The 11,610-nt window shown below is 41.0% G+C and carries 12 protein-coding genes and 1 pseudogene; 4 read left to right on the forward strand and 9 right to left on the reverse strand.

Translation table 11 applies throughout. The features are described 5' to 3' along the window. Nucleotides 1-67 precede the first annotated feature (67 nt). The 4 genes and pseudogenes from BBR47_RS08800 to BBR47_RS31520 form a co-directional block, all read left to right on the forward strand. On the forward strand, nt 68-931 hold the full coding sequence (locus BBR47_RS08800; RefSeq protein WP_041749325.1) for an ABC transporter permease subunit: 864 nt from the start codon (nt 68-70) through the stop codon (nt 929-931). 34 nt (nt 932-965) lie between these two features. Beyond that, nucleotides 966-1,889, forward strand: coding sequence for an ABC transporter permease (locus BBR47_RS08805; RefSeq protein WP_012685415.1), 924 nt, complete (start codon nt 966-968; stop codon nt 1,887-1,889). Nucleotides 1,890-2,310: 421 nt separating this feature from the next. Then, nucleotides 2,311-2,532, forward strand: a complete 222-nt coding sequence (locus BBR47_RS08810) for a helix-turn-helix domain-containing protein (protein WP_003387736.1) — start codon at nt 2,311-2,313, stop codon at nt 2,530-2,532. Between the two features lie 464 nt (nt 2,533-2,996). Next, nucleotides 2,997-3,146: pseudogene (locus tag BBR47_RS31520) on the forward strand (DNA adenine methylase); the annotation flags it as partial. 32 nt (nt 3,147-3,178) lie between these two features. Here BBR47_RS31520 and BBR47_RS08815 read toward each other — a convergent pair. The 9 genes from BBR47_RS08815 to BBR47_RS08860 form a co-directional block, all read right to left on the reverse strand. After that, complete coding sequence (locus tag BBR47_RS08815; RefSeq protein WP_041749326.1) at nt 3,179-3,373, reverse strand: hypothetical protein; 195 nt, start codon at nt 3,371-3,373, stop codon at nt 3,179-3,181. A gap of 178 nt (nt 3,374-3,551) precedes the next feature. Then, nucleotides 3,552-3,935: a hypothetical protein gene (locus tag BBR47_RS08820; RefSeq protein WP_012685418.1), complete on the reverse strand. Its 384-nt coding sequence runs from the start codon at nt 3,933-3,935 to the stop codon at nt 3,552-3,554. 850 nt (nt 3,936-4,785) lie between these two features. Beyond that, nucleotides 4,786-5,463, reverse strand: coding sequence for a hypothetical protein (locus tag BBR47_RS08830; protein ID WP_041749328.1), 678 nt, complete (start codon nt 5,461-5,463; stop codon nt 4,786-4,788). Nucleotides 5,464-5,941: 478 nt separating this feature from the next. Beyond that, nucleotides 5,942-6,727 carry a hypothetical protein gene (locus BBR47_RS08835; protein WP_012685420.1) on the reverse strand — a complete coding sequence of 262 codons (786 nt, stop codon included), beginning with the start codon at nt 6,725-6,727 and terminating at the stop codon, nt 5,942-5,944. Between the two features lie 412 nt (nt 6,728-7,139). Then, entirely contained in the window at nt 7,140-8,162 is a 1,023-nt protein-coding gene (locus tag BBR47_RS08840; RefSeq protein ID WP_231850575.1) for a GNAT family N-acetyltransferase, read from the reverse strand. A gap of 1,266 nt (nt 8,163-9,428) precedes the next feature. Then, nucleotides 9,429-9,512, reverse strand: coding sequence for a YjcZ family sporulation protein (locus BBR47_RS30235; RefSeq protein WP_012685423.1), 84 nt, complete (start codon nt 9,510-9,512; stop codon nt 9,429-9,431). Nucleotides 9,513-9,755: 243 nt separating this feature from the next. Next, nucleotides 9,756-10,115: a VOC family protein gene (locus BBR47_RS08850; protein WP_012685425.1), complete on the reverse strand. Its 360-nt coding sequence runs from the start codon at nt 10,113-10,115 to the stop codon at nt 9,756-9,758. Between the two features lie 79 nt (nt 10,116-10,194). Next, nucleotides 10,195-10,713: a hypothetical protein gene (locus BBR47_RS08855; protein WP_012685426.1), complete on the reverse strand. Its 519-nt coding sequence runs from the start codon at nt 10,711-10,713 to the stop codon at nt 10,195-10,197. 224 nt (nt 10,714-10,937) lie between these two features. Beyond that, nucleotides 10,938-11,477, reverse strand: a complete 540-nt coding sequence (locus BBR47_RS08860; RefSeq protein WP_231850576.1) for a M23 family metallopeptidase — start codon at nt 11,475-11,477, stop codon at nt 10,938-10,940. Nucleotides 11,478-11,610 lie beyond the last annotated feature (133 nt).

Consider the following 11,610-nt stretch of genomic DNA (forward strand, 5'->3'; position numbering starts at 1 on the left):
TTTTCTATTGTCTAGATGATTTTTAATAGATAGTGTATTGTTGGAACTAGTAAGGGGGTATGAGAGCTTGACCTATGTAAAACAATTAATTGGGATGTTTTTCCTGGTTATCGCCGTTTGCGGCGGGCCTTTCATGCTATATACGCAAAAGGAAGAAATCGTGTTCGAACCAGGAAATATCGTAGTCCATGCGGTATATCTGATTCAGCAGTTTGCAGAGGGCTCCCTCGGAACCTATTATTCCGGGCAAACGGAAAGGAGCATCGCAGAGGATATCCTCCCATTTGCAATTAGCTCCTTTAAACTACTATTCTCAAGTGTGATTGTCGCCGTTCTTGCTAGTATTATTTTTGGATTGCTATTGCAGCGCTTTCGGATTGTACGTCAATTTCAAAAGGTTTTGAATTTACTTGCCACCATTCCTGATTTTATTCTGATCGTTGTTTCGATTGTGGGTGCGGTCGGATTTTACAAGATGACGAACATTCGAATTATCACCCTGTCACCTGTAAGTGACTCTGATAGTACTTGGTTTCCGATCACGCTACTGTCCATTGGACCAACGATTTTTCTCATGAAGGTAGTCAGTCTGAAGTATGCACAAATCGGCGGCGAAGACTATATTAAAACAGCTCTTGCCAAGGGGATGGGGATCTGGCATGTTCTCATTCACCACGTCTATAAAAATATCAAGCCGTTTCTCATTGCTGATTTAAAGAAGACGATTGCGATTTCGGTAGCCAACTTGTTTATTGTTGAGTACCTATTAAACGTCGTAGGATTGACCCGCTTTATTTTTAGCAAAGATGGCAGTTACGAATTCAATGCTGCTGTCATGGGATTGTTAGGTATCATTTTGCTATCCATTTTGGTCTATGGATTGATTCGTCTCATTTTGTATGTGATTGAACGCGCGGTTGTATATAAATAACCCAGACTTCTTTTGGAATGAGTGAGGGTATGGTATGAGGAAACGGTTCAATTGGTCTTTATGGCTAGGCAGTATCTTGGTATTATTTTTAATCATTATCGGTGTAGCCGGACCCTATGTAGCCCCCTATGACATCGATTACCAGGCGAAAGTGCGTAATGAGATGGTGAACGGGAAGCAAATGATCATTTCGCCTCCTTTGGCACCGTCAAGCGAGCATCTGTTGGGTACGGATAAATGGGGCTATGATTTGCTTACAAAACTGCTCCACGGGGCACCGTATACCATTTTTATTACGCTCATGATTGCGTTATTGCGATTATTGATGGGAGCATGGATCGGACTGAATATTGGAATATTGGACAAGCAGCAGCGTTGGTGGATTGCGATTGAGAACGCCTGGGGATACATGCCTATATTTATTCCTGTCTATTTTTTATTGAAAGGAATCAATATCAATCCCGAATTGCCAACGTTTACGCTCGTATTGTTTTTCATAGTGGTCGTGGCTGTGCTAGGGACGCCTTCGGTAGCTGCGTCCATCCGTCAAAAAACAGAGCAAATCAAGGAATCGCAGTACGTATTAGCTGCGACCTCTCTGGGGGCCGGGCGGGATCAGATCATCTTTCGCCACATCCTGCCGCATTTGAAGGAGCATCTGGTCATTGTCCTGGTGACAGAGATGATCGCCACCATGACGTTGATGGGGCTTCTCGGGATATTTGGTCTTTATGTAGGCGGCACGACTATGTACTATGACCCGGTTGAGTTTCACTCGATCACACATGAATGGGCAGGACTGCTCGGGACTTACAGAAGCTTTGTCTACACGAATTACACGTGGATTTTCCTGATCCCACTTGCTGCTTATATGCTTGCAATTGGTTCCTTTAGTCTACTGGCCAAAGGCTTGCGTGATAAGTTCGAACAGACGTATAGTCGTACCCCATTTATTTAAGTTGTGGTGCTCTTGATTTTTACGAATCAAGGGCACTTTTGGTTGATCGGGTTAAAAAAAGTGGAATGGAAGTCGAATTGTAGGGAGCAGTATATGTCTCGGATGAATAGACTGGAGTGTCGGGGGCGGTGTTGGCCTTGGGTTCCGATGGCAATCTCATCAGGCGAGGAGAACTCGTCGCGATCTGAACGGGGAACAACTGGCGGCCATCGTCGTCTCGAACGGAAAAATTCACGGCGGATGTCGAAGAGGTTTCTCATCGGTGTTCGGAACCCATTGCCCATTTTCTGAATAGGATGTAAGGCAAAAGCCTAAAATCCTTGAAATTCCGGCACCATCACCCACCCCCCATCATAGGATAAGGTGACTCTGTAATCCCTCAACCTTGTTCCTGTAGAGCCCACAAGGAGGGGTGGCACGATTGAAGGGTAGCGACCAAACCAAGCCGTTGTTAACGAATCGCGAAAGAGAAGTGTTTGAACTCTTGGTCCAAGATAAGACAACCAAAGAGATTGCCGGACAACTCTTCATCAGCGAAAAGACTGTGCGCAATCACATTAGTAATGTCATGCAAAAATTAGGTGTCAAAGGTCGATCTCAGGCAGTAGTCGAACTCGTTCGACTTGGTGAACTAGAGATTTGAACCCAGTCCACCCAGCCTCCCTTTTCTTCCCTTGGTCGGAAGGGAGGGTTTTTTTATGTTGTTTTGCCCGGATACCCCTCAAAGAAAGGAGCAAGGAAAGATGGATGAAAAAAAGACCACCCCCTACCATTTTCATGGTCTATGGGATAGCCTCTTTTGTAATATCTCACTTAGTCTGGACACATGCATTTCGTGTAGGGTGGAAACCAAAGGCAGGGAGGAGTACATCTAGCTTGGGGTTGACTACCTAACTTTTGAAGAAGTTTTTTGAACATTCCTAATCGCCTCCTATTTATGGATGAATTTAACTTTCTATTAAATAGTAACACATGGAGGTGATTTTTTGTATACAGTCTTTTCTGAATTTTCACTTTAACTGAGCGCGTGCAAGAAATAGAAAGCATCAGAATAGTAATATTATCTCTTGCTCACAGAGATAAACGAAGCGGAACGAGGCGCGACAGGTGAGTAAAATACAGCGAATTTTGCACTACCCCGGCAGCAAGTGGAGCATGGCTGACAGGATTATCAGACACATGCCGGATCATACAACTTATCTGGAACCCTTTTTCCGTAGCGGTGCTGCTTTGTTCAACAAGGAGCGATCGATACTGTTGAAAGAGTGGTGATTTACATTGGAAACAAACTATTTTTCTTTCTCTTCCTCTTCCTGATTCATAAACGAGTAAAGCGGATCTCTTTTAACACGCCCAGACATCATATCGTCGTAAGGGGTAAAATCTGTTCTTTTTGGTAATTGATTTTTATTAATTGATGTAAAGATCCACCAAAATATTGCAGCTACAATAACGAAGGTAATTACAGTAATGATTAAACTCATTTGTATCACCACTTTCTGCACTAGAGGGTACTTTTGTTTAACATATTAGACTGGATTACCATCCGAAAGGTCACAAGTGGAACTGTTAACAGGATTTAACACAGGTGAAACTCCATAAAAAAACCTGCAGCAAGATAAGTTTAATCTTGTGCAGGTTAACAGTTTTTAAGTGAAATCGTTAGAAAGGTCTTCTAATAACTTTAATTCTCCGTGCTCCATTGCGGATAAGCCTTTGCGCTCGTTCACGGCTGATTCTAACAAGTACTGAAATATCTGTTGAGTTTTCAACGTCAAAGACTGAAAAAAACCGACCATTAGCGAAAAGTACACCTTTAAATTCAACTTTCAATCCAGGACAAGCTCGCGGTCGTGTGTTCTGAATAATAGTGCGCATTACACCTGCTTTAATGAGCGCCCTCGCTTGTTGGGGCGTTGTACGAACCGCAAAAACAGGGTCAATTTCAACACCTGGCGCCTTTGCTTCCACTTCAACAATTAAGAAAAATTGGTTTCCGATCTTTGCAATACTATTTGCTCCGATAGTAATCGGTGCTTTTGCCATGAGAGATCACCTCCTTGTACCAAAATATTCAGGAGGTCATGAAGGGGACAAGGGCTATACTACAATTTTTCAAATTTGGTATTTTGACTAGATTGGAAAAGAAATTCGCTGCTCTTCTTTATTGCTTCGAAGGCATTCCAATAACTCGAAAATGATATCCATATCCTTTTTAGCACCACCTTACTGTGATGATGGCAGGAATGGGGAAACAGCTGAACACAACGGTATTTTAGAAAATGAACTCTAAGGCTGTCAAAAGTATCCCGAAAAGCAAGAGTATCCAGCCGATCACGAATGTTATGTAAGTTAAAAGCTTCCAGATTCCATAAACAGAGCCTTTTCGTAAACTAATACGACTCCATAGAATCATCCATAATCCCATCAGGGTCGCTTCCTTTTGAAGGACTGGAAAAGCAATACAGATTAATAGACCTGTGATGAAACCTAATAGTACCAATTGTATTGAGACAGTCATATAAACTACCTTTCAAGTCCCGGATTTATGTTTCAAACACCATAAGGAGGAAAGAAGATGCTAAAAAAGGCCATTTGGTCGTGATGCATACTTGTGGTGAGGCTGAAACGAACAGGCCGTGGTTCATCCTCATCGAGAAAGAAGCTGAATATTTGGAGGCATGCGGGAGATGTATCGAAGGAATCGCGCTAACAAGCACAATTTTACAAAACATGTAAATCTAAATTCTTGATTAAACCAAGTATCGTATTTTCTGATCACTGTAGCGGTGGCTTCACATTCATTTCGAACATATTGTTACAAGCCCACAAGCTGATGCCGATTGCATCTCGACGTCAGCTCGCGGACTAGATACATTGCCATGTACTCTTTGTTTTAGCCAATTTTCCTGATTACTTTTGATTTTCCACCTGAACTGAGAATAATCCATCCTTCAGGAACAGGCGAGGCTTGCAGTACCTCAATCTGCGTTCCGTTAGGAGCACCATTGACATTTCTGATCACATTCGAACCTCCATAGGTTCGGACCATGACCCATCCTTTAGGGATAGGCGAAGCGAGCATCACTTCTACCTCCGTGCCGTACGAAGCATCATGAACATTTCTGATTACATTTGATCCTCCAAAGGCTCGAACCATGACCCATCCGACTGGAATAGGCGAGGCGAGCATCACCTCTACCTCCGTACCATAAGAAGCACCGTTCACATTCTTGATGACATTCGATCCTCTAAAGGCTCGAACCATGACCCATCCGCTGGGGATAGGCGAAGCTAGCAGCACCTCTACCTCTGTGCCATAAGAAGCACCGTTCATATTCCTGATCAGGTTCTGCGTTCCTAACGTTCTAACGATAACCCATCCGGCTGGAATAGGAGAGGTAAGCGACACCCAGATTTCTTCTCCATACGTGGCGGTTCTGATGTTTTTATTGGAAGCGTAGGTGGTTGCCTTTTCCTGTGTAGGGGGCGTTGCCGCTTGGACTTGTGTGGCTAGAGAGGGTACTATGACGACTGAACTTAATGACAGGATAATAAGTGCTTTTTTAAACATGAACATCAACCTTTCATGATAAAAGTTGTTTGGAAACTATCATCGAGTAGAGGTCAATTGTTATAGCATTTCTTGCAAAAAAGAGGTGGGTGCCTATCATCTCCTCCCTAAAATACCAATATATACCATCCTATCACAAAGACGATCCTCTAACTTTAAGAGAAATTGTCGAATGGAGGTTTAAATTGACAATATTTTTAATGAATGAATAAGGTGCACATGGAGAGCGGATGTGAGATTTGGCTGAATGGAAGGCTCCGATACTCCGACAGATTGAGTATCTACAAAAAGGGTGAAATACACAAAAAATTAAAAAGAGGCCTCCAGTAGGAAGCCCCTATCAATTAGCGAACATGTAGTGAGTAATGGCAGAGTGGAGCTACATTACCTGAACCATTCAAAGTTAGACATAGCCAGATCAAATGAATAAAGTGCCAGATGTAATATCTGACACTTTAGTAATGAAAGTAGAAGATATCTACCTTAATTCATGTCTAATATAGATTGCAACTACTAAACCGTTTGAGGTTGCGAAAGAAATATAAGCAATATCGGTCTCGGACAACATTTGGTAATATCCTACAATATTGTTTCTTGATTTTTTATAACCGTAAGCCTTATGTACATCTTCAATAGAATCGCCTATTTTAATTCCACGTGGGGTTTGGTAGTTAAGCTGATTGTTTGCATACATTAAGGAGATGATTCCGGAATTTTCCTCTCTTTCTCCGGCGATGATCCGTTCTCCCCAGGATGAGGTGAAGTGATTCTCATTACTTATATAAGTTTCATCTGGTGGACGGCCAATTAATTCTTGAACATCTAAAGAAGTCAATCCTGTGTTTAACGGACCAATTTGTAAATCTTGTAGGGTTAGCTTAGGCGCAGTTAATGGTTCAATGGTTTCGGAAACATCTTGCTCTTTAAGAGATTTAATCGTTTCGGAAGCATCTTGCTCTTTAGGAGGTTCGTTGGTTTCGAAAGCATCTTGTTCTTTAGGAGGTTCAATGATTTTGGAGGGATTGCCCTCCGTTTGAGAATTATGGGCTATAGAATTTTTTCGATCTTCGCTAGGAGGTTTAACTTTAGCGAATTTGTTAGTTACCCCTATGTATGTTACTACGAAGGCAAGTAACGAAATTATTAGTAGGAGTAAATTCACTCGGGCAAAAATCACTTTGTTTTTTAGCATTGTAAAAATCATCAATAACGTAAAAAAAATTGTTGAGATACCGAAAACGAGTAGAAGAGGATCTTTTTCCATCAGGTGCCATCCTTAATAAAAGTTTGAAATCAAAAATATAATTCGTATGAGATACCCTCATATGTCATCTGTTTATCTCATCTATCAATGAACAAGGCTACCTTTTTGAGCGATATAGTTCAATCTTCGGCATAAAAATCAACACCGAATACAGAAGTGAATTCCTCGGCATCTTCACTTTAGCAGTTCGTCCGGTAAGAAAAGTTTACCATATATATAGGAGTATGAGACAATTTTAAGGGAAATTATCAAGAGATTTGCAGCTAGTGAAGAATGTGAAACACCATTAGGTTTGTACCCAGGGAGGGAACAAGGGACGGTTTCGGTAATGAAGTTACCACTACCCATTATTAAGTGTCATTCTAAAATTAAAACAAGCTGATCCATTGTAGATCAGCTTGTTAGGAAATTACTACTCTTTCACCAAGGTTATTCTGCTATCAATAAGGCGAGAAACTCTGTAAGAAACAGGAAGGAAGCCTTGACGAGGCCAATAACGTGAAGATTGTAAATTCGTTTCTCTCCAATCTGTCATGCAGGAGACATATCCTTTTTTCTTCGCATGGGCAAGTCCATGTAGTGTAAGTGCATAATTGATACCTTGCCCGCGATATTGATCTAGAGTACCAGCCACCCCTAATTCAACACAACGATCCGGTACATTCAAATTTACATTACTTCTATCGAAGGGGAAATATCCTTGAAAAGAAATAATTTTTCCATCTTTTAAGGCGATCCAGAAATCGACATCATGATCATCAAGGAGACCTGCATAACCTTTACGTAATTTCTCAGGGTCATCATGTAAAGAATAAGCAAAAACGGGTGCCTTATTTTGATGAGTTCTAATAATGTTTGCAATCTCCTCTACCAAATTACTATCTTCAGGGGATGCCAAGCGAATTTCCACATTTGGAATGCTCAAAGGAAGAGGAAATTCCCGATCAAGTAATGAGAGTAATGCATGTGTTTGTTCAAAGCCAAATCCTAAACGGAACCAAGAATGAAGTAATTCCGGTTGACTGGCTGGAATTAGTGCAAAATGACTGAAATATCCCTCATCTACCCATAGTTGAGAAGCTTCTGAATAAAGATCTCTATATAATTCAAAGGAGGTATTGCGAGAAATGGCATGTCCCTCCAAATTCATCCAGACATGTCGACCCCGAAGAGGGTTTTCCATCTTTTGTCCAATGAGGTATCCGATTAATTTACCATCTTCCATTGCTGCGACTCCGCTACTGTTTGGTCTTGACCATATCGTTTTAACAGCAGTCGTTGCATAATTTTCATCTTCACATTCAATTGGTAGTACCGAAAGGATTTCCCGATCTAGTTTATGACGTTTGGACAATAGTTGCCCAGCTTCTGAGATTAACTCATCCGTAAATGGTATGAAATACATAAAATGGACACCTCTGTTTTTTATCATCATAAAGCTGCTCTTAATCTGTTGCAATTAGTTTTGCCCTAGAAGGTGAAGTAAAATGAAAGATTCTCTTTTCGGTTCCTATGAGTGAAGTATATGTCAGGATGCAGGCGTTAGGTTAAATCGGGGTCATTCTTTTCCAATACCCCTTTGGATATCAAAAGAGCGAAGTATATGTATGTAATTAGGGCCGGGATCAAGTAGGATAAGAAGGTTCCTCCAATATTCCAACCATTAAAATATTGTACTTTGCCAAAATAATAGGCGATAGATTCCAAAAGCGTTTGGGCAACAGAAAAAAATAGTATCCAGAGAACTGGCTGGGTTTTCGTTCGGAAAATGAGAAAGTAAGTACAGCAGGCAATAATAGGGAATAGTCCGAGGTTCATTGGAAGCACGGAAGCGGTCTTAACCTCTAAAACAGGTGTCAATATCCAGTAATGGTTATAAATCCCCCAGACATTAACGATGTACGACAGGACCGATGCAAATGGACCCATCGTGAGAACGATTTTAGGTGATCGCAAATACAACCAGATTCCAAAAATCCATGGAAATACGAAGCCAAGCAAAATGTTTATAAGCATTGCTTTGTTTTCTCCTCAAATTCTTTTTCATGAACATTATTGCCGTTGTTTACAAGACTTATCACAATGCTCAAATAGAGGTTTGAAAAAAAGAGAGGGAATATGTATAAGCCCCGTTGGACCGGGGCCTTGAAGCTAGCAATTGCAAGGGAATGGAAAGAGGTTTATAACGAAATTTAATGGAATGGTGATGATGGTGAACGTCTCATTGCTACCAGTGTAGACCCGAACACGATAACCATTTGGTCCGACACTGAGAAGACATCCAGTAAATGTATCGAAAATGGTTCTTATTACAACGATTCTGTTGATTAATCGGACTGCTTTTCTCCGATTCTTTCTTTGTATTTCTAAGGACACTCTTCTCGACGAAGTTGTAACACCTTTTTGAGCCGCCAATTCTCGCACCTCCTTTTAAACGATCTTGCATACTCGATTTGATGTTTTTGTGAGAGAGATGCGTATACTTCGCCTCCGTACGTCAGATTACTCAACTCGCTTCTCTCACATGGTATAGGGAATGCAATTAGGGGATGCTTGGCAACTGATACGAGCCTAGGGTAAACGTAAATGTGCGAATGAATGCGCAAATTTATTTATTAAGGGCATATCCTAATGAACGACAAGTTTAGCGGGAAGTTATGTAAAAAGGGCAGCTTATAAAGCTACCCAAAAACATTGAAAATTACTCGCAACTGCAAGCAACAATTACCAACAGGACGAAGAGAACCAAAATTAAAGAAAAGTCATCAAAAAAGCCAGCGCTCATGAATGTCACTCCTTAATTGTGATTGAGGGTACTCCCCAAATTAAGGTATGTGATATAACGAATTATGTAAGGGCGTTTGTACATGAAAAAAATAATGGGTGGAAAAAAAGTTGTTTTTATGGTGGTTGACACAATGTGTAGGGAGTGAAACCGATGGATCGCAACTGCATGGTTAGAGTGGCTAGCCGCATGAAATCGACGGCAGGCAGAAGTGGACGAACAGCACTGAATTATGAATAGGCTTCAATTGGACTGTAGATGACCAAGAATGTTGATGAGCTTGCCAAATGGGTCGCGGACGTAGAAACGCCGAACACCCCAAGGCTCATCTGCTGGCCCATATTCAATTGGAAACCCTGCTTGCTTCATCCGTTCAAGCGCTGTATCGACATCATCGACTTCAATGGATAGATCAGGAGTAAGCGTGTGGGAACCTCCCTGTGAAGCAAAACTAATTTGAACGCTCATTTCTTCGTCAGTTCCGTAAGTTGCGATCCAACCATGATCCATCAATAAATGTAGGCCGAGTATGTCCTGATAAAAGCATTTAGCTGCGGCGATATCCTGGGTGTCTATATTGGCGACAATTCGTTTGACCTTCATTTCGGACCCTCCAAATGATTACGCAAACGGCAACACACCTCTTACCCAATGTAAGAGGTGTGTCTATTCGCAAACTTTGTTATTTGTCTAGTAAGGAACCATCGGGAAATGCATTCTTTAGAGAGTCAGCAAGTACCATAATTTTATTCCAATCAAAATTGTATTTGTTAAAAACAGATGCGCTTGTGATGCCACGCTTAACTACTCTTCCGTTTTCTTCATCTAAAAGATAGACAGTTGCACTGCTTTGAAACCTTATCAGTTGAGCATTTTCGCCTATGACTTGCCCATCAGGAATACTGCTGAGAGACGGATATTCCCTAATACCATCCCAACTATTAAACAATTTAAAGTAAACATCGGCACTGACAATGCCTCTCTTTTTACCATCCATGACTACATATACAGTTGCGCTGTTCGTTTCCTTCACTCGAAAACCATTCAATAGAGATGGATCTGTTGCTATTGCTTGGATTGACCGATTTGACTTTGAAGATTGGAAGGTGGCAGTCGTCTTATTTGCTTCGGCATACGATGGTGTAGCTAACATACTTGCTAAAAGTAATGTAGCAGAAAGGAAAGACAAGGTTCGCTTCATGAAAAACACTCCTTATTTGTAATTTATTTCCAATTCAATATGAATTTCTTGTCTATCATTAGTTTTCCTTTAAATGTATGGGGGGATTTGTTACAAAAATGTGAATACCGAGATTTTGTTGAGTTTTTTCGCAATCCCATTCAAGAAAGGATAATGATACCGAATAATCAGCTGGGTATGTGAATGAAAAAAGCCACCATTCCTTACGGAAGGTGACTAGATCCTCATTGGGTACTTTTAGGTAGAAAATCGGTAGGATTTACTAGAGTTCCTTGTTTCATAACAGAAAAATGCAACATATCTCCTGTTTCGGATGACCCTACTTCTGCTATTTTTTGACCTTTCTTTACAGTATCTCCGGGCTTCACAAGAAATGAACCAAGGAGAATGTGACCATAGAGAGTACTGAATTCGGAATTGTGCTTGATTATTATTGTTTCTCCAAATCCTTGTGTGCTTTCAGCGAAAAGAACGACACCATCATTTGCTGCAAAGATAGCTGTACCTTTAGCGGTTGCATAGTCCAATCCGTTATGTCCTTTTGATTTCTTGGTTTCGGGATTTATTTGCAAGCCGAAATCAGAGGAAATGACATAGGGATCATGAATGGGGGCTTCTAACAAAAAGGGTGCTTCGTTCATTTTACCAGGCTGACTCAAATTACTTGCCTCCGCTGCGAAAGCCGTTGGTGTTAAAGTAACAGCTAAAGTTAAAAGATTCAAAGTAACAATATTCCTGATCCTCATATTTTTTCCTACTTTCATAAAAATTAGTTTCATTAATAAATACGAGGAAAATGGAAAAAAGTAACTGTTAAGGAATTGTTGGTTGTGAAAGTGGCCAAGGGAACCTACTCAGAGCCCCCCCTTTTCTTCCCTCGGTCGGAAGGGAGGGTTT

Source organism: Brevibacillus brevis NBRC 100599 (assembly GCF_000010165.1).
Taxonomy (GTDB): domain Bacteria; phylum Bacillota; class Bacilli; order Brevibacillales; family Brevibacillaceae; genus Brevibacillus; species Brevibacillus brevis_D.

What these genes read in the sequence shown, in the direction of transcription:
- BBR47_RS08805 (WP_012685415.1), top strand. Translation starts at nt 966, where the DNA reads ATGAGGAAACGGTTCAATTGGTCTTTATGGCTAGGCAGTATCTTGGTA.
- BBR47_RS08815 (WP_041749326.1), bottom strand. Translation starts at nt 3,373, where the DNA reads ATGAGTTTAATCATTACTGTAATTACCTTCGTTATTGTAGCTGCAATA.
- BBR47_RS08820 (WP_012685418.1), bottom strand. Translation starts at nt 3,935, where the DNA reads ATGGCAAAAGCACCGATTACTATCGGAGCAAATAGTATTGCAAAGATC.
- BBR47_RS08830 (WP_041749328.1), bottom strand. Translation starts at nt 5,463, where the DNA reads ATGTTTAAAAAAGCACTTATTATCCTGTCATTAAGTTCAGTCGTCATA.
- BBR47_RS08835 (WP_012685420.1), bottom strand. Translation starts at nt 6,727, where the DNA reads ATGGAAAAAGATCCTCTTCTACTCGTTTTCGGTATCTCAACAATTTTT.
- BBR47_RS08840 (WP_231850575.1), bottom strand. Translation starts at nt 8,162, where the DNA reads ATGATGATAAAAAACAGAGGTGTCCATTTTATGTATTTCATACCATTT.
- BBR47_RS30235 (WP_012685423.1), bottom strand. Translation starts at nt 9,512, where the DNA reads ATGAGCGCTGGCTTTTTTGATGACTTTTCTTTAATTTTGGTTCTCTTC.
- BBR47_RS08850 (WP_012685425.1), bottom strand. Translation starts at nt 10,115, where the DNA reads ATGAAGGTCAAACGAATTGTCGCCAATATAGACACCCAGGATATCGCC.
- BBR47_RS08855 (WP_012685426.1), bottom strand. Translation starts at nt 10,713, where the DNA reads ATGAAGCGAACCTTGTCTTTCCTTTCTGCTACATTACTTTTAGCAAGT.
- BBR47_RS08860 (WP_231850576.1), bottom strand. Translation starts at nt 11,477, where the DNA reads ATGAAAGTAGGAAAAAATATGAGGATCAGGAATATTGTTACTTTGAAT.